The following is a 20,631-nucleotide window of genomic DNA, read 5'->3' as shown; positions in this document are numbered from 1 at the left end:
CCATGCCGCCTGTCGCCACCGCACTGACCATCGCTCAACTGTTCGCCAACGCTGCCCAGGCCTACGGCGACCGCCCGGCCATCGAGGACGCGGGCCACAGCATCAGCTACCGACAACTCGACCAACTGCGCCGCCAGGCGGCCCGGGCGCTGCTGGCCCTCGACGTACAGGTCGGGGACCGCGTGGCCATCTGGGCGCCCAACGTATGGGAATGGATCGTCGCCGCCGGCGCCCTGCAAAGTGTCGGCGCCGCCCTGGTGCCGCTCAACACCCGGATGAAGGGCAGCGAGGCCGGCTACATCCTGCGCGAAAGCGGTACCTGCGTGCTGTTTGCCATCGGCGAATTCCTCGGCGCGGACTACCCCGGCATGCTCGCGTCGGAAGACCTGCCTGAGCTGCGCCATGTCGTCAGCCTGCGCAGCGCCAATGCGGGCACCCTGGCGTGGGAACGGTTCATGGACCTGGCGACCGACGTGCCGCAACTGGCCTTGCGCACCCGCGAACAAAGCGTTGGCCCGCAGGCCTTGTCCGACGTGCTGTTCACCTCAGGCACCACCGGCAAGCCCAAAGGCGTGATGACCAGTCACGGCCAGAACCTGCGCATCGTGCGCGACTGGAGCGATATCGTCGGTTTGCGCGAGAGCGATCGCTACCTGATCGTCAACCCGTTCTTCCATTCCTTCGGTTACAAGGCCGGCTGGCTGGCAGCGCTGATGCGCGGCTGTACCCTCCTGCCGCAGCAGGTGTTCGACGTGCAGGCCGTGCTCGAATGCGTGCAGCGTGAGCGCATCACCGTGTTGCCCGGGCCGCCGACGCTGTATCAATCGTTGCTGGCCCATCCGCAACGCAACGAATTCGACCTGAGCTCCTTGCGCGTGGCGGTGACCGGGGCGGCGGCGATCCCGGTGGAGATGATCCACCGCATGCGCGACGAACTCGGGTTCGCCACCATCGTCACTGCGTATGGCCTGACGGAAGTCTGCGGTTTCGCCACGATCTGCCGCTCCGGCGACTCGGCGGAGTTGGTCGCCAACACCAGTGGCCGGGCGATGCCGGGGGTGCAAGTGCGCTGTGTCGGCAGCAGCGGTCGCAGTCAGCCGGCCAACATCCCCGGTGAAGTGCAGATCCGCGGTTACAACCTGATGCAGGGTTATCTCAACAACCCTGAAGCCAGCCAGGAAATACTCGACGCCGACGGCTGGCTGCACACCGGCGACATCGGCATGCTCGACGAACAGGGCTACCTGCGCATCACCGACCGACTCAAGGACATGTTCATCACCGGTGGTTTCAACGTGTACCCGGCGGAAATCGAACAGTGCCTGCTGACCTACCCGGGCGTGGCCCAGGCAGCGGTGATCGGTATTCCCGACGAGCGCATGGGAGAGGTGGCGATGGCGTTCCTGCTGCCCGCACCGGGCGCGGAAATCGAACAGGCGCGGTTCCTCGCCTGGTGCCGTGAGCAGATGGCCAACTACAAGGTTCCACGCCGGGTGCAGGTGCTGCAGAGCATGCCGATCAATGCGGCGGGCAAAGTGACCAAGAATGTGTTGCGCGAGTGGGCACTGCAACCAGCCGACTAAACGCAAAACCACTGTAGGAGCGAGCCTGCTCGCGATGGTGTGTCAGTCGACATCAATGCAACTGATAGACCATCGCGAGCAGGCTCGCTCCTACAATGTTCGGGGGTGTAGACAAATTTCCCGCCCGACACAGATCAACTGTGGGAGCGGGCTTGCTCGCGAAGGGGTCATCAGCCTCAACATTATTGTTGACTGCCATTCCGCTTTCGCGAGCAAGCCCGCTCCCACAGGGTTATGTGTTTTACCTGGTGCCGAGTCAAACCACCCGCGCCGGATGCTGCTGGCGCGGGTCGCCGAGCATGGCGCGGTGGGACGGAGGCTGGCGGCCTTCGGCTTCGCTGATGCCGTAGCCAAGGGCGATTTCGGCGGTGATCAGGGTTTGCCCGGATAACGCCATCAACTGCGGATCATTGAGCAAGGCATGAATCACCCGCCCGTTGAATTGCGGGGTTTCCGCGTGGGCCAGAAACGCCTGGTACTGCTCGCCATGCTGCTCGCCGGCAATCTTCGTGCGTTCGGTCAGTTGCGGGCCGAGCCACAGCGACAACGCCGCCACGCCCTGCCCTTCGAAATCGATCGCCATGTCGGCCGCCAGCTTGTCGACTCCGGCCTTTTGCGCGCCATACGCCGGGCCGTGCATGTAGCAGCCGGCGCCGAATGACGAAGTGAAGCAAATCAGGCCTTGAGCACTTTTCAGCAACAGCGGGGCCGCGTAGTAGCTGGCGATGTAGGCCGAGCGCAGACCGACGTCGAGAATGCGCGCCAGCTCCAGCGGCTTGGCCCAGAACGGTCCTGGCTCGATCAACTGGTCATGGATGAATGCGGCGTTGTTCACCAGCAAATCCAGATGCCCGCATTCATCTTCCACACGGGCAAACAGCGCCCGGACCTGCGCGTCATCGGCGTGGTCACAGACCACCGCGATACCGCGGCCACCGGCGGCGGTGATCGCGGCGGCGGTGTCCTCCAGAGAACCGTTCAAGGCATGCCCGTACAAGTTCGACCCGCCCTGCGTCGGGGCACGACCGGTGACATACACCGTCATACCCGCCGCCCCCAGGGCCAGGGCAATGCCCTGCCCCACTCCGCGACTGGCGCCGGTCACTACGGCTATCTGTGAACGCTGGCTGTTCATTCGACACTCCCGAACAAGGTTTTCGCTGAAGCGGTTTCGCTCTGGCGCTTGATGTGATTGGCCGCCAGGTAACCGAAGGTCATGGCTGGGCCTATGGTCGAACCGGCACCCGGATAGGTGCGGCCCATCATCGAGGCGGCGCTGTTGCCGATGGCGTACAGGCCGTTGATCGGTTGCCCGTCCTCGTGCAACACGCGGGCGTGCACGTCGGTCAGCAGGCCCCCCTTGGTGCCGATGTCGCCGGCGTCGATGCGCACGGCGTAGAACGGCCCCTTGAGCAACGGTGCCAGGCACGGATTGGGTTGCACGTTCGGGTCGCCGTAATAGCGGTCGAACAGTGACTCACCCTTGTGGAAATCCTCATCGACGCCCTGCACGGCCATGCCGTTGAAGCGCTGCACCGTGCGCACCAGCCCGGCACTGTCGACGCCGATTTTCGTCGCCAGCTCTTCCAGGCTCGACGCCTTGTGGAAGTAGTCGCGCAGGTGCTCGGGCAATTGCCAATCGCGCTGGGCATAACCCGGCAGCAAGGCGCCGCACGGGTACTTGCGCCGGAATTCGGCGTCGAACACCATCCAGCACGGCACGCTCGCGGCGCCTTCGCGGTTGTTGGCGTACATCGCATAAACGATATCGGTATAGGGCGCGGCTTCGTTGACGAAACGCTCCCCCGCCGCGTTGACCATCACGCACCCGGGCAAGGTTCGCTCAACGAACAGCGCACGCTGCTTTTCTTCGCCCTTGACGTAAGTGGTCGGTGCCCACCAGCTGTGCTCCATCAACGCGGTCCGCGCGCCGATGGCCTGGCCGGCACGAATGCCATCGCCGGTATTGTTGGGCGGCGTGGCACTCCAGTTGGCCTGGGACGGCTGTGGCAAGTACTGCTCGCGCATCGCCTGATTGCGCTCGAAACCACCGGCGGCGATGATCACGCCGTAGCGCGCCTTGACGTTGAGCAACTGGCCGTTGCGATTGACCCGCGCCCCACCGACCCGGTCGCCGACCAGCAACAGCTCTTCGAGTGCACAGTTGAGCCACAGCGATTTGCCGCGATCCTGCAACGAACAGCGCAAGGCCCCGATCAAGGCATTGCCCAGGGTCAGAAAGCGGTCGCGGCGGGACAAGCGCCGGCCCTCGCGGTCACGCCAGTAGCGCCACATCACCCGCAGGGTCAGGCGCAGCCAGCCGGGGCCACGGCACAGCAGCACTTGCGCCTCTTTCATGGTCATCGCCATGCGCCCCATCATCAGGGTGCCGGGGGACGGCGCACGCATGCGCAAAAATTCTTCGCCCAGTTCAGCGGCGTCGAACGGTTGCGGATCCATCGAGCGATAGCCCGGCTTGCCGCCTTCGACTTCCGGGTAGTAATCGGCGTAGCGCGGCTGCGCCTCGAAGCGCACGCGGGTCTGTCGCTCCAGGTATTCGACCATCTCCCGACCGTGCTCGACATAGGCTTCGATGCGCCCGTCGTCGATCTCGCCGTGGGTCACCGCACGGATATAGGCGATCGCTTCGGCCGCCGAATCACTGCCGCCGATCGCATTGATCCGGTGGTTGTTGGGGATCCAGATACCGCCACCGGAGACCGCCGACGTGCCGCCGTACTCGCCGCTCTTTTCGATCAGCAGCGCATTCAGGCCCAGGTCGTGGGCGCGCAGCGCAGCGGTCATGCCCCCGGCCCCCGAGCCAATCACCAACACATCACAGCACTCGTCCCATTTGATCCCGGCAGCGTTCATGCGATCACCTTTGTTCAGCGCCCATCAGGCAGAAACCGCCACCGCCGGATCTTCGCCCGGTGCAGTCGGTCTCGGGATTGTTCGCCGCACGCGCCGGGTGTTCATCGTCCGATGGGACTAAGGCGAACAGCGCAACCACCCCCTGCAAATCGCGTAGTCCGCTTGGACGATGTTGCGCGCAAGTCGTGACTCCATAGTCGCCCACAGCACCAATCACCCCCCTGAAATGCAGGTCGGGCAGGTCTGACCTGGGCCATGAGGACGACATGATAAAAACAATAATCGCCCCACCAACACAGCACCCTCGCGTACAGCTGGCCTTGCTGTTGCTGGCTGGCGGACTAAGCGCTCACGTTAACGCCATGAGCTTTCAGCCAAGCGAAGACTTGAGCATCGACTGGGACACCACACTGACCTACAGCCTCGCCTGGCGGACCGAGTCTCGCGATCACAAACTGACGGCCAATGCCAACGGCAACGACGGCGACAACGCGTTCGACAAAGGCAGCCTGATCAACAACCGCAGCGGCTTTCTCACCGAAGCCAACATCAAGTGGCAAGACGATTACGGCGTGTTCGTCCGGGCGACAGGCTTCTACGACAACGTCTACGATCATGACAACGACAACACCACCGGTACTTCCAACTGCTTTGCCGGCGGTCATTGCAGCCAGCCCGACCGTTTCTCCCAGGACACCATCGACCAGCATCGCAATGAATTGCGCATGCTCGATTACTACGCCTATGGCACCTGGGACGTGAGCGGCCACGCCCTCAACGCGCGCCTGGGTAACCAGGTGGTGAGCTGGGGCGAGAGCCTGTTCTACCCGGGCATTTCCGCAGCCCAAAGCCCGGTGGACGCGACCAAGGCGACCACCCCGGGTGTCGAGGTCAAGGAAATCCTGCTGCCGGTCGGCCAACTGTTCACCCAGTTCGCCCTGACCGAAAGCCTGGGTATCCAGGCCTACTACCAATACAAGTGGGAAAAGACCGAGCTGTTCGGCGTGGGTAGCTACTTCTCCACCACCGACTTCATCGATGAGGGTGGCTTCAACGACGCTTCCGGTTTTGTCACCCGTCTGAAGGACGACAAACCGAGCGACAGCGGCCAGTACGGTCTGGCCTTCACCTACGCCGCCGAGTCGCTGAACAACACCGAGTTCGGCATCTACTACTCGCGTTACCACGACAAGACCCCGTCGCTGGACTTCGCCTCGACCCTGGGACGCTACCAGGTGCGCTACTTCGACAACATCGACCTGTTCGGTGCGAGCTTCGCCACCGTGCTGGGCGACGTCAGCTGGGCCGGTGAAGTCAGCTACCGCGACGGTACGCCGGTAATGGTCAACAACGGCTTCTCAAGCCCTGTGCGTGGCAAGACCATGCAAGCGCAGACGTCGATGATCTACGTGCTCGGCCCGACGTCCTGGGCAGACAACACCACCCTGACCGGTGAGCTGGTCTACAACACCGTGATCAGCAACGACAAGTCGCAGCCGGTGGCCCTGGCACCGGGCTTCTCGCTGCCGGGCACCGACAGCCTGGTCTATGACCGCGATGCCTGGGGCTACACGGTGCAGGCGAACTTTGACTACAACGACGTGTTCAGCGGCTGGGACATGTCGGTGCCTGTCACCTTCAGCGCCGCCGCCCACGGTGACAGCTCGATGGTCGGCTCGATCAACGCCGGCCAGAACGATAACCGCGCCAGCATCGGCAGCTCGTGGCGCTACCTCGGCAACTTCACCGTCGAGGCTCGCTACAACGCCTACCTCGGCAACGCCAACAACAGCCCGTTGGCCGACCGCGACAACGTCGCGCTCAACTTCAAGTACCGGTTCTGATTCCCCAATCGGAGGAGCACAGCATGTCCAGATTCACCCAAACATTATTGAGCACGGCATTGACCGTCGGCTTGCTCGGCAGTGGCCTGGCCTACGCCAAGGTCAGCCCCGAAGAAGCCGCCCGCCTGGGCCAGGACCTGACCCCGATGGGTGCCGAAAAGGCCGGCAACGCCGATGGCAGCATCCCGGCCTGGTCGGGCAAATGGCGCGGTCTGCCACCAGGACTCAAATACGCCGGCCCCGGCACGCCGTACCCGGACCCGTACGCCGCGGAAAAACCGCTGTTCGTGATCGATTCGAAGAACATGGACAAGTACGCCGACAACCTGACCGATGGCCAGAAAGCGCTGTTCAAGCGCTACCCGGATACCTTCAAGATCCCGGTCTACCCGAGCCACCGCGACTTCCGCCTCGATCAGCGCCTGGAAGACCAGATCAAGAAAAACGCCGTCACTGCCGAACTCGACAATGACAACAACGACACGAAAAACGCCTGGGGTGCCTCGCCGTTCCCGATCCCGAAGAACGGCAGCGAGTTGATGTTCAACCATACCTTGCAGGGGCGCGCCAGCACTGAAGAGGCCAATTACGAACAGGCGGTGGTGTACGCCAACAAGGAAAAGGTGCTGGAAGAGGTCAACTACAAGATTTTCTCGATCTGGTCGAGCCCGGACAAAACCCCGGAGGCCGCGAACGGTGTATTCACACACTTCCTGCTCACCACCCTGGAACCGGTGCGCAAGAAAGGCGAGATAGTGGTCGGTCACGAGTTCATCAATCCGACCGCTTCGCCGCGCCAGGCCTGGCAATACAGTCCGGGGCAACGCCGGGTACGTCGCGCGCCGACCGTGGGCTACGATTCGCCGACCGGCGCCGGCGGTTTCCGCGTGTATGACGAAGACCGCTTGTTCAACGGAGCGCCGGACCGCTACAACTGGACCATCGTCGGCAAAAAGGAAATCTACATTCCGTACCACAACTACAAGATCGACGACCCGAGCGTAACGGCCGACCAGATCCTGTCCACCACCGGTCACATCGATCCACAGTACATGCGCTACGAGAAACATCGAGTCTGGGTGTTGCAGGCCAACCTCAAGGAAGGTGCCCGCCACGTGTACGCCAAGCGCGTGCTGTACCTGGACGAGGACACCTGGTCCGCGACCATGGCCGACAACTACGACAGCCGTGGCCAGTTGTGGCGCACCAACATGCAGACCTCGATCTACGCCTACGAGATGCAGCGCTACCACGCCCGCCTCGGCATCTACCACGACCTGATCGCCGGCTCCTACCTGGTTGACCGCATGCTGGTCGATCAGAAACCGGCCAAGCTCAACGCCACCGCCTTCACCGAAGACGAATTCACCCCTGGCAACCTGCGCAAACTCGGCACCCGCTAAAACCTGAACGCCCCGACCGATTCATTCGGTCGGGGCGTTTTGCTTTGTGAAATCCGCGCCGCCCACGGAATACTGCCCATGAACAATCTCCTCACCTGCATCATCGCCATGGCCAGCGTTGGCCTGTCGATGCAAGCCAACGCCCTGAACATCCTGCTGACCAACGACGATGGCTGCCGCGCGCCGGGCATCGATGCGATGTACCGCGCCCTGACCGCCGCCGGGCACAAGGTCACCCTGGTCGGCCCGTTGAACGACAGCAGCGGCATCGGCGCCGCCAGCGTGGTCGTGCCGGGCCAGGCCCTGGCGGTGACCGAGCTGGCGCCGGGCCGGTTTTGCGTCGGCCCGCCGCAAGGCTACACCCCGCCTGCCGGCAAGACCTCTGCCATCGGCACGCCGGTGGATGCGGTCAACGTCGGCCTCGACGTGATCCTCAAGGATTCGCCGCCGGACCTGGTGGTGTCGGGCAGCAACTTCGGCGAAAACGTCGGCCCGCTGACGCAGATGTCCGGCACACTGAACGCTGCGGTGCGCGCGATGTTCAAGGGAATTCCGGCGGTGGCAGTTTCGACAGGCATCGACATGGACCTGATCATCCGCGACCAGCAGGCCGGCTTCCGCAAGACCCTTGGCGCCATGGACGACACGGCGCGGTTCGCGGTGAAGGTCATTGAACAGGCAAGCCTGGCCGGTACAGAAGCCAAACAGGCCTGTGCCAGGAACAAACATCAGTGTGATTTGAACGTGCTCGGCCTGCCGGGCGTCAGCGGCCTGAACCTCAACTACCCGCCGCTCAAACCCGATGAGGTCAAGGGCGTGAGCTTTGCTCCCATTGGCAACTGGGACCGGGTGAACTTCACCTCACAGCGCGGTGCTGACGGCGTGGTCCACGTCAACCTGGCCCCGCCGTCGACACCGACCGAAGCCCAGCAACAGGCCGATGCCTATCAACTGTGGCAAGGCCACGCGGTGATCACCGTGATCGACGGCAACATGACCGCACCGGAGGAGGTGCAGGATCAGGCGAAAAAGATGTTGCAAGGCATTAAACCCTGACACCGCACAAAACCTGTGGTCACCCAAAAACTACTGTGGGAGCGGGCTTGCCCGCGAAGAGGCCGGCACATCCGGCATCTACTTCGCCTGACACACCGTCTTCGCGGGCAAGCCCGCTCCCACAGGTATTGCGTTCGACTCAGGATGCGGGTTGAAACGGCACAAACTCGGTCACTTCCAGATCGAACCCGGACACCGCCTTGTACGGCACCGGTGAACTCATCAGGCGCATTTTTCGCACGTTCTGGTCGCGCAGGATCTGTGCGCCAATACCCAGGGTCCGCTGCGGAAATTGCGGTGTACGCAGTTTGCCGCCGCTGCGCTGGCGCAATTGTTCGAGCACGCCGTCAGCGGTTTCCTTTTGTGCCAGCAACACCAGTACGCCGCAATCGGCAGCAGCGATGCTCGCCAGCGAACGTTCCAGGGTCCACTGTTGCGCCCCGCTCTCGCTTTCACACCCCAGCACATCACGCAACGTCTCGATGCCTTGCACCCGCACCAACACTGGCTGGGAGCTGTCGATCCGGCCCTTGACCAGCGCCAGGTGCAGCGAGCCCTGGTAGGTGTCCTGATAGGTCGTCACCTGGAACTCGCCGTGGCGGGTATGCAACGGGTACTCGCCACCGCGTTCGATCGTGCCTTCATGCAGGATGCGGTAGTGAATCAGGTCGGCGATGGTGCCGATCCGCAAGCCATGCCGTTGGGCGAATTCATGCAACTCGACACCACGGGCCAGTTCGCCGTCCTCGTTGAGAATCCCCACCAGGGTTGCCGCCGGTTGCAGGCCCGCCAGACGCGTCAGGTCGCAGGCGGCCTCGACGTGCCCGGCCCGCTGCATCACGCCACCGGGCAAGGCCTGCACCGGGAAGATATGCCCCGGTTGCACCAGGTCCGCCGGACTGCTGGCCGGGTCGACCGCCACCTGGATCGAGCGCGCCCGGTCCGCCGCCGAAATGCCGGTGGACACCCCGGTGGCCGCCTCGATCGAGCGGGTAAACCCCACGCCGTGCTGCGCCCGGGAGTTAGGCACCATCAAATCCAGGCCCAGCGCCCGGCAGCGCTGTTCGGTCAGGGCCAGGCAAATCAGCCCGCGGGCCTGCACTGCCATAAAGGTGACAGCCTCGGCGTCGGCCTGTTCGGCGGCCATCAGCAAGGAGCCTTCGCCGTTGTGTTCGTCGTCGGTGATGACCACCATCTGACCTGCGCCGATGGCCTCGATCAGTTGCGGCACGGTATGGAAAGTCAGGCTGTTCATTTGAGGGCTCCACGCAGATCGACGCAGGCGTCTGACAACACTTGCGCGGCGGCTTCGACAAACGGCGCCATGCTGATGAAACCGTGGATCATGCCTTCGCAACGCTGCACTCGCACCGCTACTTCAGCCTCGCGCAGGCACTCGGCCAACGCCTCGCCCTCGTCCCGCAACGGGTCGAACCCGGCAGTGATCAACGTGGTCGGCGGCAAGCCCGCCAGGTTCTCGGCAAGCAATGGCGAGGCCAGTGGGTCATCGGCCTGCACCGGGTCTTGCAGGTACTGCGCCCAGAACCAGCGCATCGCCTTCGCCGACAGCAAATAACTATCGGCAAACTCCTCGAAGGACTGACTGTCGCAACCCGCATCGGTGACCGGGTAGAACAGGCACTGATAGCTGACCTTCGGTCCCTTGCGTTGCGCCGCCAACTGACTGACCGCCAGCGCCAGGTTGCCCCCGGCACTGTCGCCGGCCACGGCCAGACGGCTGCCATCGAAACCAAGCTCGGGCGCATGTTCGACCAGCCAGCAAGTGGCCGCATAACAATCGAGCGGTGCTGCCGGGAACTTGTGTTCCGGCGCCAGTCGATAGGCCACCGACACCACCACGGCCTCGGACTGGCGGGCCAGCGAACGGCACAGGTTATCGTGGGTGTCGAGGTTGCCCATGACAAAACCGCCACCATGGAAGAACACCAGCAACGGCAGGTTGGGCGTCTCCGAGGGCCGATACAGCCTTGCATCCAGCTCACCCTCCGCGCCGGCCACCCGCAGGTCGCGCACCTCGCTCATCGGATCGCCGGGGATGGCCGGTAGCAGGTTGTCGGAGAACTGCCGGTACTGAACGGCATCGACCTGGCTGAAATCGGGTTCCGGGATGTCGCGAAACTGCTGGAGTACGCCAGCGATCTGCTTATCGAGCGGCATGGGCATCGTCCTCTACGTCGGCCATTTGAAACTGCGGATTGGTCTCGCCCAGGATGCTTTGTACCCGGCGCTCAAGGGCCGCCTTGAAGCCCTTGTGGGGCAGGATCCAGAAGCGTTTTTGCGCGATGGCGGCGAACACTTGCGCGGCCAGTTCAGCCGGGGTCATGCCCTGGCGAATGGTGCTGTCGAGCAGTTGGCTGAAATCGGAACCGGCGGTGTCCACCACCTGGTTCGACGCCATGATTTCACTGGCCACCGGCCCCGGGCACAGCACCGAAACCGACACCGGCGCACCGAGCATGGCGAGTTCGTAATGCAGGGTTTCCGAGAGCGCGACCACCGCCTGCTTGGTCACGTTGTACGGCGCCATCAACGGACTGCTGACCAGCCCGGCAAGGGACGCAGTGTTGATCACATGGGCGGCACGGCCCTGACTGAGCAACAGCGGCACAAAGCTGCGAATGCCATTGATCACGCCATTGAGGTTGACGCTCAGCATGCGCTGCCATTGCGCCTCGGTGATCTCCCAGCTGAAGCCGGTCTGCATCACGCCGGCGTTGTTGAACAGCAGGTCGACCCCGCCAAAATGCTCGACAGCAAGGTCACGCAAGCGCTCGACCTGCTGCACATCGCCGACATCGGTGACGCAGGCAATCGCTTGCGCACCGCCGGCCGTCAATTCGTCGCACAGGGCTTGCAGCCGCGCTGCATCCCGATCCGCCAGCACCAGGCGCATGCCCAGCGTCACCGCGTGTTCGGCCAGGCCACGGCCGATACCACTGGCGGCACCGGTAATCACCGCTACCGGCCCTTGTTCATCATTCATCGCCAACTCCTGCCATGGGTCCAATGGCGCCAGTAGAGCGGGCCTGCATAAAGCAGCCATCGTCCATTCAGACGATGCCCGCTTTTACAGGGCCGGCAGAATCCCTTACATGCGCCAACCCCGTGATCCCTTGGGAGAATAACAAGATGAGTACCCTGCACCGCATCGAAGCCAAACTGCTGGAAGACCGCTACGCCCGCGGCTGGCATTGCCTGGGCCTGGCCGCGCAATACCGCGACGGCAAGGCCCATCGCCTGGAGGTGTTCGGCACGCGTCTGGTGGCGTTCCAGGGTGAAGACGGCGAGCTGCATATCCTCGATGGCTACTGCCCGCACATGGGCGCCGACCTGAGCACCGGTTGCGTTGAAGGCAACTCGATCCGCTGCCCGTTCCACGCCTGGCGCTGGGGCGCCGATGGCGTGTGCGATGACATCCCCTATGCCAAGCGCATTCCGCCACGGGCCAAAATCAAAAGCTGGCCGATCATGGAAGAAAACCAGTTGCTGTTCGTCTGGAATGACCCCGAAGGCAACCCGCCGCTGCCCGAACAACGCATTCCGCGCATCGACGCCTGCTACAGCGACGAATGGGCCGCCTGGGAAGTCGCCGAATTGCAGATTGGCACCAACTGCCGCGAACTGATCGACAACATCGCCGACATGGCGCACTTCGGCACCGTGCATGGTGCGCCGGTCGAAGAGTTCATCAACGTTTTCGAAGGCCACCTGGCCACCCAGATCATGCGCGCGCGCAGTGAGCGCCTGTCCGGCGACAGCGTGTTGACCACCGAAGCCACCTATTTCGGCCCGGCCTATCAGATCACCGAGATGAACGGCGCGATGAACGGCCAGCCGATCCACTCGATCCTGCTCAACTGCCACGTACCGATCGACCTCGACAGCTTCACCCTGCGTTATGGCGTGCTGGTGAAAAAGATCCCGGGCTTGAGCGAAGAGCAGAACCAGGCGATGGCCAAGGCATACGTGGCGCAGGCTCAGGCGGCCTTCTACGAAGACGTGGCCATCTGGCACAGCAAGACCCGCGTCGACAATCCGCTGCTGTGTGACGGCGACGGTCCGGTCTATCAGTTGCGCCGCTGGTACGAGCAGTTCTACACCGATGTCCAGGCGCTGTCGGCGGACGTTGCCGAACACAAGAAGTTTGTCGTGCGCGCCAGCGAACGGGTCTGACTCAAGCGGCTTTTCGCCCGCCCCGGGCCTGACCGACAGCCGCCGGTCAGGCCCTGAGCCCGAGCGTTGCAAGGAGCCGATTCCGGCGCTTATTCTCGGCCACCGCCAACGCTAATAATAAAAACGGTTTTTCCCCATGCAGCAGAGCCTCAGCCTCGATACGTTCAGTGATTTGATCGGCAACCTCTATCAGGGTCCGCTGGAAAACATTCCCTGGGCCACCTTTCTCAATCAACTCAACGTGCACCTGAACAGCAAATACGTGACCTTCATCCTGCGTCCGCCCAGCGCCCACGTGGACGGCTTGATGGTCAACACCACCGGCACCTCGACCGAGGCGACCGCGTCCTATAACAAACACTTTTTCAGCCTCGACCCGTTTGTCGACCTGCCCAACCGCCAGGTCGTGACCCTCGCCGAGTTCGTCTCCAACGACGACTGGCAGAACTCCGAGTTCTACAAGAATTTCCTCGAGCCGGTGGACGTGTTCCACATCCTCGGTGCCGACATCAACACGGTCGATGGCGCCCAGTGCCGCATCCGCATCAGCCGCGGGCGTGACGACAAGCCCTTCGGCAATGAAGAAAAGGCCATGCTCACGCATTTCATTCCGCATCTGGAGCGCTCGATCAAGATCCATATGCAGCTCAACCGCATCGAGGCCGAGCGCAACCTGTACGCTGGCGCGGTGAACCAGATGGCGGTCGGCACGATCATCCTCGACGAGTCCGGCAAGGTGCTGCAGACCAACCAGGTCGCCGACCGGCTGATCCAGGAAAAGGACGGCATCAAACTGGTCAACGATGGCCTGCAGGTCGGTACGGCCCGGGATACCCAGGAGTTCCGCCGACTGGTCAAGCAGTCACTGCTGTCGCAGAAAAGCAGCAACCCGTCGGTGGTCGAGGCCCTGCGTGTGCAGCGGCCGTCCGGGAAGGCGGACCTGGGGATCATCGTGCGCTCGGTGCCATTGACCGACTGGAGCGAGGGCAAGCAGTGCCCGACCGTGGTGATTTTCATCAGCGACCCGGAGCAACAGTCCACTGCGCCGCAGGAAATCGTTCGCGCGCTGTTCGACTTCACCCCGGCGGAAACCCAGCTGGCGATGCTGCTGGCCAACGGCCTGACCCTCGACGAAGCGTCGGAAGAACTGGGCATCAGCCGCAACACCTCGCGGGCGCACTTGCGCTCGACCTTCTCCAAGACCGGCGTGACCCGCCAGACCATGCTGGTGCGCCTGATCCTGCGCAGCGTGGCGACCCTCGGCTAGCGGCCCTTGCCGCCCTCGTCCGCTCGGACGATGGCGGCCTGCGTTGTACAGCGCACAGTGTCTGTATCCCAAACAGGGGACTGCCCCATGCGCAACTGCCCAACCATCCTCAAGACTGAACTGCTGGCGCAAAGCGGCCACTTTCAGATCGAAGCCCTGCACCTGCAATTCAGCAACGGCCAGCAGCGGGTCTACGAACGCCTGCGCGGCACCGGTTATCGCTCGGTGATGCTGGTGGCGATGCCCGATCCGCAACATGTGTTGCTGGTGCGCGAATACGCGGTCGGTGTGGAAAAAACCATACTTGGCCTGCCCAAGGGCGGCGCCGAGCCCGATGAAGACTATTTGCAGGCGGCGCAGCGCGAGCTGAGCGAAGAAGTCGGCATGCGCGCCGAACGCCTCACCGAACTGGGCGAACTGACACTGGCACCGGGACACCTGTGCCATCGCTACAAGGTGGTACTGGCCGAACAACTGAGCCCCTGCCAACTGCAAGGCGACGAACCCGAACCCCTGGAATGCCTGCGAGTGCCCCTGGCCCATATCCCCGAACTGGTGGCCCGCGGCGAACTCCATGAAGCCCGGGCCATTGCCGCGCTGTTCATGGCAATAGGCGCCCTCGCCCAACGCGACTGACACCGCACAAATCCCGAAAACACCCAATTACCTTGTGGGAGCGGGCTTGCCCGCGATGGCGATGGGTCAGGCAACATGGATGCTGGCTGTGCCGGCCTCATCGCGGGCAAGCCCGCTCCCACAAGGGACCATGGAGGTTTCAAGTCATCGGCTAGTCCATTCGGACGAAGACGGGTTTAACCAATCGCAATAACGTACCTCTACAACAATAAAACCGTGTCGAGACCCATCATGCGCAAATCTACTTGTGCTCTGTTCATCATCCTCTGTGCGGGTACTTCCACCAGCCTGTGCCAACTGTTCAAGAATGAAGCCTACCGACCAACCACGGCCTACTTCAGCTGTTCGAGCGCGGCCATCAACTGTTATCCGCCGGTGGTGCGCAACCTGCTGCCTTGAGCGCGGTTTGCAACTGCCATAAAAAAACCACCGAATCATCGGTGGTTTTTTTGTTTCTCCGGGATCAGGTCGGCAACACGCCCCTGGCCCGCGACAGCGTCAGCGCCAGGTCTTCGATCATGTCTTCCTGACCGCCCACCGTGCCACGTCGCCCCAGCTCCACCAGCAGCTCACGAGCAGCGATGCCGTACTTCTGCTCGGCACGCTTGGCGAACAGCAGGAACGAGCTGTAGACGCCGGCGTAACCCAGGGTCAGTGCATCGCGGTCGAGGCGGATCGGCTGGTCCATCATCGGCACCACCAGGTCTTCGGCCACGTCCATGATCTTGTAAAGGTCCACACCACTGTTGACGCCCATGCGCTCCAGCACCGCGACGAACACTTCCAGCGGCGTATTGCCCGCTCCAGCGCCAAGGCCGGCAACCGATCCGTCGATCCGCGCAGCACCGGCCTCGATGGCGGCCAGGGAGTTGGCGATGGCCATGCCCATGTTGTGGTGGCCGTGGAAACCGACTTCGGTCCCGGTGTTCAGTCCGGCACGCAGGGCAGCGATTTTTTGCGTTACTTCATCCGGCAGCATGTAGCCGGCCGAATCGGTGCAATAAATGCAATTGGCGCCGTAGCTTTCCATCAACCGCGCCTGCTCCAGCAGCTTCTCCGGGCTGACCATGTGCGCCATCATCAGGAAGCCGACGGTGTCCAGGCCCATTTTCGCCGACATGCCGATGTGCTGGCCGGACACGTCCGCTTCGGTGCAGTGAGTGGCCACGCGAATGGTCGATACGCCGTGCTCGTGGGCCATTCTCAGATGGTCGAGGGTGCCGATGCCCGGCAGCAGCAACGCCGACACCTTGGCCTGTTTCAACTGCGGGATCACCGCGGCGAAATACTCCTCGTCGCTGTGGGCCGGGAAACCGTAGTTCAGCGACGCACCGCCCAGGCCGTCGCCGTGGGTGATTTCGATCAGCGGCACACCCGCGGCATCGAGGCCGGTGGCCACCGAGACCATTTGTTCGATACTGATCTGATGCTGTTTGGCATGCATGCCGTCGCGCAGACTCATGTCGTGCAGGCGCACGCTCTTACCTTGCAAGTTCATGGCAGTTCTCCACTCAACGGACGGGCAGTTGCAGGGTGCCCTTGTGGGCTTCTTCGGCGAACATCTCGGCCGTGCGCAAACCGGCGGCGGTCATGATGTCGAGGTTGCCGGCGGACTTGGGCAGGAAATCGCCGAGGCCTTCGACCTCGATGAAGATCGACACCTTGCGCCCGTCGAACACCGGCCCGTTGATCAGCTTGTAGCCGGGCACATAGCGCTGCACTTCGCGGACCATCTCCAGCACCGAGGTGCGGATTGCATCCTGGTTCGGCTCGTCATCAGTCAGGCAGTGGATGGTGTCGCGCATCATCAGCGGCGGCTCGGCCGGGTTGATCACGATGATCGCCTTGCCGCGTCGGGCGCCGCCGATCTTCTCCACCGCGCCGGCCGTGGTGCGGGTGAATTCGTCGATATTCTGCCGCGTGCCCGGGCCCACTGAACCTGAGGACACCGTGGCGACGATTTCGCCGTAGCTCACCGGCTGCACCCGCGATACCGCCGCCACCATCGGGATGGTCGCCTGGCCGCCGCAAGTGACCATGTTGACGTTCATCGCCAGGCTCGACGCATGTTCCTTGAGGTTGACCGGCGGTACGCAGTACGGGCCAATGGCCGCCGGCGTGAGGTCGATCATGATCACTCCGAGCTCGTTGAGCTTGCGGCTGTTTTCCGCATGCACGTAGGCCGAAGTGGCATCGAAGGCAATGCGAATGTCATCGTCGAGGACGTGGGGCAGCAGCCCGTCGACGCCATCAGCGGTGGTCTTCACGCCCATCTCGCGGGCGCGCTTGAGGCCCTCCGATTGCGGGTCGACGCCGACCATCCATACCGGCTCGATCCACTCCGACCGGCACATTTTCATCAGCAGGTCAGTGCCGATATTGCCCGGGCCGATAATGGCCGCTCTGAGTTTTTTGCTCATGGGGTCAAACTCCAAAAGTCAGGCGCAGAAAGACACCCGGGCACTGCCCAGGCCATCGATGGTCAATTCAAAACGGTCGCCGGCACGGGCCGGTTCCAGCGGTACCAGTGAGCCCGACAGGATGATTTCCCCGGCCGTGAACGGAATGCCGAAGGCGCCCAGGGTGTTGGCCAGCCAGGCCACGGCGGTCAGTGGATTGCCCTGCACCGCCGAGCCCAACCCTTCACTCAGGGGCTGGCCATTCTTGAACACGCGCATGCGCAGGTTGGGCAAGTCCAGCTCTCGCGGATCGACCTTGCTATCGCCCAGCACAAACACGCCGCAGGAGGCGTTGTCGGCCACGGTGTCCTGAATGCGGATGCGCCAGTCGTGAATCCGCGAGTCGACGATCTCGAAGCACGGCATCACGTATTCAGTGGCGTCCAGCACGTCGGCTTCGGTGATACCCGGGCCAACCAGATCACGCTTGAGCTTGAAGGCGATCTCGCCCTCGGCGCGGGGCTGGATCAGCTTGTTGGCAGCCAGGGAAATCCGCGCGTCGTCATCGAACGCCATCTGCCGCGTGATGAAACCGAAATCCGGCTGATGCACGTTGAGCATCTGCTGGACCGCCGCCGAGGTCACGCCGATCTTCTTGCCGACGATCTGGTCACCGGCCGCTACCCGACGCTCAATGGCGTACAGGGAAATGTGATAGGCGTCCTCAATGCTGATCGCCGGCCAACGCTCGGTCAGCGGCGCCAGGGTGGAGCCGCTGAGCAGCGCCTGATAAAGCTCTTCGCCGAACTCACGGCGCAATTGCACGCTCATCGGCGGGCCTCCTGAAGAAAGGCCAGGCACTGGCGGTTGAACAGATCACGATGCTCGACCTGCACCCAATGCCCGCATTCGCTGAGCATCACGAAACGGATGCCGGAGCAGTTTTCCAGCATGGTCTGGGCACCGGAGGACGGGCAGAACTTGTCGTTCATGCCCCAGAAACCGAGGATCGGGCACTGCAGCTCGCCCAGGCGCGCGGTCATGTTCGGCACCTGCATGGTCGACAGCACGCACACCGGTTGCTGCTGCACCACAGCCACCCGCTCGTTGACCGTCTCGTCACTGATCAGGCTTTCATCGAACAGTTGCAGGGCCAACAGGCGACGCATGCCCGCCGCATCGTTCAGCTCACCCTTGGCGAAGGCCGCGCCCATTTTCTGGATGCCTTCCATCTGCAGGTAATACTGTTCCTTTTCCATCAGGCCACCGGGCGCCATCAGCACCAGGCGACTGACGCGCTGCGGTTGGTCGAGGGCCAGTTTGATTGCGATCGCGCCACCCAGGGAGTTGCCGACCAGCACGCAACGCTGGATATCCAGGGCGTCGAGCAGACCGCTCAGTGCGGCAACGAAGAAGTCCAGGGTGTAGAGGGTGTCGGGTTTGTCCGAAGCGCCGTAACCTGGCAAATCCGGGACGATCACCCGATAGCCGGCTTCGGCGAACACCGGGTAGTTCTGCTTGAAGTTGCTGTGACCGCTGGCGCCCGGCCCGCTGCCATGGATGAAAATCACCGGCTCGCCGTTGCCGGTGTCTTTGTAGTGCAGCTGCAAACCATCCGGCAGCGTAACGAAGTGCCCTTGCGCTGAAGCGCCCATAAGGTGTCCTCCCGGCCTGTTGTTGTCGCCGGATTATTCCGAGGGCCCGGACAATCAACATCGTCCGACAGGACTACGCGCCTGTACTGCCTGCACTGTAGGAGCGAGCTCGCTCGCGATGGTCGTCAACGATGACGCTGGATGCCTGACACCCCGCGGTGTTCTCAGGCCCATCGCGAGCCAGCTCGCTCCTACAGCAGACAATCTCTAGTCTCATCGGACGTTGGCCGACGGGGTCGGCAGACCTAGCATCGGTCAAATTCCCGAGCGACTGAACGAGGCCCCCCATGCTTGATCCAATGGACTTTCGCGGCAAAGTGGTACTGGTCACCGGCGGCGGCAAAGGTGTCGGGCGCGGCATCAGCCAGCGCTTCCTCGAGTGCGGCGCCGACGTGGTGATCTGCGGGCGCGAAGCCCCGCCAACCTTGCCTGCCTGCGGCGGGCGCGAGGCGTTGTTCGTGGCCTGTGACCTGCGCGACGTCGAGCAATCGGCAGGCCTGATCGCGCAGATCGTCGAGCGCTTCGGCCGCCTCGATGTGCTGGTCAACAACGCCGGTGGCTCACCGAATGCCGACGCCGCAACGGCCTCGCCGCGTTTCAGCGAAGCGATCATCCGCCTGAACCTGATCGCGCCACTGAACCTGTGCCAACAAGCCAACCAGGTGATGCAGGCCCAGGCCGACGGAGGAGCGATCATCAACATCTGCAGCGTCAGCGCCACCCGCCCTTCCCCCGGCACGGCCGCCTATGGCGCGGCCAAGGCCGGCCTGCTGAACCTGACCACCTCGCTGGCGGTGGAGTGGGCGCCCAAGGTGCGGGTCAACGCCGTGACCGCCGGGCTGATTCTCACCGAGCAGGCGGCCATGCATTATGGTGACGACGCGGGCATTGCCCGGGTGGCGGCGACCATTCCGCTGCAACGCCTGGCAAACCCGGAAGATATTGGCGATGCCTGTCTGTACCTGGCCTCGAAGCTGGCCCGCTATGTCAGCGGCGCGGACATAGCGGTGCATGGCGCAGGTGAACGCCCGGCGTTTCTTGATGCGGCCCAATCCCATTCATAAGAGGACTTTCGACATGCCCGTAGCCAGCCACAGTGTTTTGCTGAACCTCACGCCACAAGCCGCCTGGACCAAACTGTGTGACCTGAGCCTCGCCCCGCACTATGTGCCGGGCCTGACCGGTTGCCAGTTTCATCCCGGCGCACAGGAAGGCGTCGGCGCCAGTCGCCGGGTGCTGCGCAAGGGCGGTCAGTATCTGGATGAAAGCGTGGTGCAGTGGCAGGAAGGCACGGGGTTCGTGCTGCGGCTGCACAAGGGCGGCAATGACTCGCCCTTTCCGTTTCGCGGGGCGAGTTTCAGTTATGCCTTGCAAGCTGAAGGCAACGCGACCCGCATCACCCTGCAAATGAGTTACCGCCTGCGCGGTGGCAGGTTGGCAGAATGGTTGTTGGCCAATGCCTTCAACAAGGTGGTGAAGCAGATAGCCGAGAACCTCAAGGCCTACTACGAAACCGGCCGCACGCAGAATCCGGATATGGCTGTCGGCACATCCAACATCAATGTTGCCTGACACGCCGCCTTCGCGAGCAAGCCCGCTCCCACAAGGGATTGGGGATACTCGCAATGCCGGCGTCACCACAAAAAACTGTGGGAGCTGGCTTGCCAGCGAAGAGGCCGGCACATTCAGCATTGATGTTGCCTGACATGCCGCCATCGCG

19 protein-coding genes are annotated in these 20,631 nt (G+C 63.1%); 10 read left to right on the top strand and 9 right to left on the bottom strand.

Annotated features, from left to right (window positions below; translation table 11 throughout):
- Window positions 1–2: 2 nt before the first annotated feature.
- Entirely contained in the window at window positions 3–1,583 is a 1,581-nt protein-coding gene (locus ACLD1X_RS26570; protein ID WP_429372860.1) for a FadD3 family acyl-CoA ligase, read from the top strand.
- A gap of 256 nt (window positions 1,584–1,839) precedes the next feature.
- On the opposite strand, the gene ACLD1X_RS26565 is transcribed toward ACLD1X_RS26570, so the two are convergent.
- Window positions 1,840–2,718: an SDR family NAD(P)-dependent oxidoreductase gene (locus ACLD1X_RS26565; protein ID WP_429372858.1), complete on the bottom strand. Its 879-nt coding sequence runs from the start codon at window positions 2,716–2,718 to the stop codon at window positions 1,840–1,842.
- A complete protein-coding gene (locus tag ACLD1X_RS26560; protein WP_429372856.1) occupies window positions 2,715–4,457 on the bottom strand; it encodes an FAD-binding protein in 1,743 nt (580 codons plus the stop codon). The genes ACLD1X_RS26565 and ACLD1X_RS26560 overlap by 4 nt, the downstream gene beginning before the upstream one ends.
- A gap of 266 nt (window positions 4,458–4,723) precedes the next feature.
- On the opposite strand from ACLD1X_RS26560, the gene ACLD1X_RS26555 reads away from it, so the two are divergent.
- The 3 genes from ACLD1X_RS26555 (at window position 4,724) to surE (ending at window position 8,760) form a co-directional block, all read left to right on the top strand.
- Entirely contained in the window at window positions 4,724–6,301 is a 1,578-nt protein-coding gene (locus ACLD1X_RS26555) for a DUF1302 domain-containing protein (protein ID WP_429372854.1), read from the top strand.
- Between the two features lie 23 nt (window positions 6,302–6,324).
- Window positions 6,325–7,704: a DUF1329 domain-containing protein gene (locus tag ACLD1X_RS26550; protein ID WP_413428782.1), complete on the top strand. Its 1,380-nt coding sequence runs from the start codon at window positions 6,325–6,327 to the stop codon at window positions 7,702–7,704.
- A 78-nt stretch (window positions 7,705–7,782) separates the two neighbouring features.
- Window positions 7,783–8,760 carry a 5'/3'-nucleotidase SurE gene (gene surE / locus ACLD1X_RS26545; RefSeq protein ID WP_429372852.1) on the top strand — a complete coding sequence of 326 codons (978 nt, stop codon included), beginning with the start codon at window positions 7,783–7,785 and terminating at the stop codon, window positions 8,758–8,760.
- Between the two features lie 139 nt (window positions 8,761–8,899).
- Here surE and ACLD1X_RS26540 read toward each other — a convergent pair whose 3' ends face one another.
- The 3 genes from ACLD1X_RS26540 to ACLD1X_RS26530 are packed head-to-tail and all read right to left on the bottom strand — an operon-like array spanning window position 8,900 to window position 11,764.
- Entirely contained in the window at window positions 8,900–10,015 is a 1,116-nt protein-coding gene (locus tag ACLD1X_RS26540; RefSeq protein WP_429372850.1) for a 3,4-dihydroxy-2-butanone-4-phosphate synthase, read from the bottom strand.
- Window positions 10,012–10,938: an alpha/beta hydrolase gene (locus ACLD1X_RS26535; RefSeq protein ID WP_429372848.1), complete on the bottom strand. Its 927-nt coding sequence runs from the start codon at window positions 10,936–10,938 to the stop codon at window positions 10,012–10,014. Before ACLD1X_RS26535 ends, ACLD1X_RS26540 begins: the two co-directional genes overlap by 4 nt.
- On the bottom strand, window positions 10,925–11,764 hold the full coding sequence (locus tag ACLD1X_RS26530; protein WP_429372846.1) for an SDR family NAD(P)-dependent oxidoreductase: 840 nt from the start codon (window positions 11,762–11,764) through the stop codon (window positions 10,925–10,927). Before ACLD1X_RS26530 ends, ACLD1X_RS26535 begins: the two co-directional genes overlap by 14 nt.
- Before the next feature lie 146 nt (window positions 11,765–11,910).
- On the opposite strand from ACLD1X_RS26530, the gene ACLD1X_RS26525 reads away from it, so the two are divergent.
- The 4 genes from ACLD1X_RS26525 (at window position 11,911) to ACLD1X_RS26510 (ending at window position 15,256) form a co-directional block, all read left to right on the top strand.
- Entirely contained in the window at window positions 11,911–12,954 is a 1,044-nt protein-coding gene (locus ACLD1X_RS26525; RefSeq protein WP_429372844.1) for a Rieske 2Fe-2S domain-containing protein, read from the top strand.
- A gap of 136 nt (window positions 12,955–13,090) precedes the next feature.
- On the top strand, window positions 13,091–14,221 hold the full coding sequence (locus tag ACLD1X_RS26520; RefSeq protein ID WP_007986294.1) for a helix-turn-helix transcriptional regulator: 1,131 nt from the start codon (window positions 13,091–13,093) through the stop codon (window positions 14,219–14,221).
- 87 nt (window positions 14,222–14,308) lie between these two features.
- Window positions 14,309–14,857 carry an ADP compounds hydrolase NudE gene (gene nudE / locus ACLD1X_RS26515; protein ID WP_429372842.1) on the top strand — a complete coding sequence of 183 codons (549 nt, stop codon included), beginning with the start codon at window positions 14,309–14,311 and terminating at the stop codon, window positions 14,855–14,857.
- 231 nt (window positions 14,858–15,088) lie between these two features.
- Complete coding sequence (locus tag ACLD1X_RS26510; RefSeq protein ID WP_429372840.1) at window positions 15,089–15,256, top strand: hypothetical protein; 168 nt, start codon at window positions 15,089–15,091, stop codon at window positions 15,254–15,256.
- 64 nt (window positions 15,257–15,320) lie between these two features.
- On the opposite strand, the gene dmpG is transcribed toward ACLD1X_RS26510, so the two are convergent.
- Genes dmpG through ACLD1X_RS26490 form a run of 4 tightly spaced genes read right to left on the bottom strand, consistent with a single transcriptional unit; the run spans window position 15,321 to window position 18,911 of the window.
- On the bottom strand, window positions 15,321–16,355 hold the full coding sequence (gene dmpG, locus ACLD1X_RS26505; protein ID WP_429372838.1) for a 4-hydroxy-2-oxovalerate aldolase: 1,035 nt from the start codon (window positions 16,353–16,355) through the stop codon (window positions 15,321–15,323).
- A gap of 13 nt (window positions 16,356–16,368) precedes the next feature.
- The gene (locus ACLD1X_RS26500; protein WP_413428514.1) at window positions 16,369–17,277 is read right to left on the bottom strand and encodes an acetaldehyde dehydrogenase (acetylating); all 909 of its coding nucleotides are present in this window, start codon (window positions 17,275–17,277) and stop codon (window positions 16,369–16,371) included.
- A gap of 18 nt (window positions 17,278–17,295) precedes the next feature.
- Window positions 17,296–18,087: a fumarylacetoacetate hydrolase family protein gene (locus ACLD1X_RS26495; RefSeq protein ID WP_429372835.1), complete on the bottom strand. Its 792-nt coding sequence runs from the start codon at window positions 18,085–18,087 to the stop codon at window positions 17,296–17,298.
- Window positions 18,084–18,911, bottom strand: a complete 828-nt coding sequence (locus tag ACLD1X_RS26490; RefSeq protein ID WP_429372833.1) for an alpha/beta fold hydrolase — start codon at window positions 18,909–18,911, stop codon at window positions 18,084–18,086. Before ACLD1X_RS26490 ends, ACLD1X_RS26495 begins: the two co-directional genes overlap by 4 nt.
- Window positions 18,912–19,198: 287 nt before the next feature.
- Between ACLD1X_RS26490 and ACLD1X_RS26485 the strand changes: the two genes are divergently transcribed.
- Window positions 19,199–19,975: an SDR family oxidoreductase gene (locus tag ACLD1X_RS26485; protein ID WP_429372831.1), complete on the top strand. Its 777-nt coding sequence runs from the start codon at window positions 19,199–19,201 to the stop codon at window positions 19,973–19,975.
- A 13-nt stretch (window positions 19,976–19,988) separates the two neighbouring features.
- Window positions 19,989–20,483 (top strand): SRPBCC family protein, encoded by a 495-nt coding sequence (locus ACLD1X_RS26480; RefSeq protein ID WP_429372829.1) that lies wholly within the window; start codon window positions 19,989–19,991, stop codon window positions 20,481–20,483.
- The last annotated feature ends 148 nt before the right edge of the window (window positions 20,484–20,631 follow it).

The organism is Pseudomonas sp. 18173 (assembly GCF_050432945.1).
Taxonomy (GTDB): Bacteria; Pseudomonadota; Gammaproteobacteria; order Pseudomonadales; family Pseudomonadaceae; genus Aquipseudomonas.
Note: the sequence above shows the minus strand (reverse complement) of the source record. Positions and strands in the feature narration are given on the sequence as shown.

Excerpts from the sequence above, each read along its gene's own strand:
- ACLD1X_RS26570 (WP_429372860.1), top strand. The coding sequence starts at position 3 with ATGCCGCCTGTCGCCACCGCACTGACCATCGCTCAACTGTTCGCCAAC.
- ACLD1X_RS26565 (WP_429372858.1), bottom strand. The coding sequence starts at position 2,718 with ATGAACAGCCAGCGTTCACAGATAGCCGTAGTGACCGGCGCCAGTCGC.
- ACLD1X_RS26560 (WP_429372856.1), bottom strand. The coding sequence starts at position 4,457 with ATGAACGCTGCCGGGATCAAATGGGACGAGTGCTGTGATGTGTTGGTG.
- ACLD1X_RS26555 (WP_429372854.1), top strand. The coding sequence starts at position 4,724 with ATGATAAAAACAATAATCGCCCCACCAACACAGCACCCTCGCGTACAG.
- ACLD1X_RS26550 (WP_413428782.1), top strand. The coding sequence starts at position 6,325 with ATGTCCAGATTCACCCAAACATTATTGAGCACGGCATTGACCGTCGGC.
- surE (WP_429372852.1), top strand. The coding sequence starts at position 7,783 with ATGAACAATCTCCTCACCTGCATCATCGCCATGGCCAGCGTTGGCCTG.
- ACLD1X_RS26540 (WP_429372850.1), bottom strand. The coding sequence starts at position 10,015 with ATGAACAGCCTGACTTTCCATACCGTGCCGCAACTGATCGAGGCCATC.
- ACLD1X_RS26535 (WP_429372848.1), bottom strand. The coding sequence starts at position 10,938 with ATGCCGCTCGATAAGCAGATCGCTGGCGTACTCCAGCAGTTTCGCGAC.
- ACLD1X_RS26530 (WP_429372846.1), bottom strand. The coding sequence starts at position 11,764 with ATGAATGATGAACAAGGGCCGGTAGCGGTGATTACCGGTGCCGCCAGT.
- ACLD1X_RS26525 (WP_429372844.1), top strand. The coding sequence starts at position 11,911 with ATGAGTACCCTGCACCGCATCGAAGCCAAACTGCTGGAAGACCGCTAC.
- ACLD1X_RS26520 (WP_007986294.1), top strand. The coding sequence starts at position 13,091 with ATGCAGCAGAGCCTCAGCCTCGATACGTTCAGTGATTTGATCGGCAAC.
- nudE (WP_429372842.1), top strand. The coding sequence starts at position 14,309 with ATGCGCAACTGCCCAACCATCCTCAAGACTGAACTGCTGGCGCAAAGC.
- ACLD1X_RS26510 (WP_429372840.1), top strand. The coding sequence starts at position 15,089 with ATGCGCAAATCTACTTGTGCTCTGTTCATCATCCTCTGTGCGGGTACT.
- dmpG (WP_429372838.1), bottom strand. The coding sequence starts at position 16,355 with ATGAACTTGCAAGGTAAGAGCGTGCGCCTGCACGACATGAGTCTGCGC.
- ACLD1X_RS26500 (WP_413428514.1), bottom strand. The coding sequence starts at position 17,277 with ATGAGCAAAAAACTCAGAGCGGCCATTATCGGCCCGGGCAATATCGGC.
- ACLD1X_RS26495 (WP_429372835.1), bottom strand. The coding sequence starts at position 18,087 with ATGAGCGTGCAATTGCGCCGTGAGTTCGGCGAAGAGCTTTATCAGGCG.
- ACLD1X_RS26490 (WP_429372833.1), bottom strand. The coding sequence starts at position 18,911 with ATGGGCGCTTCAGCGCAAGGGCACTTCGTTACGCTGCCGGATGGTTTG.
- ACLD1X_RS26485 (WP_429372831.1), top strand. The coding sequence starts at position 19,199 with ATGCTTGATCCAATGGACTTTCGCGGCAAAGTGGTACTGGTCACCGGC.
- ACLD1X_RS26480 (WP_429372829.1), top strand. The coding sequence starts at position 19,989 with ATGCCCGTAGCCAGCCACAGTGTTTTGCTGAACCTCACGCCACAAGCC.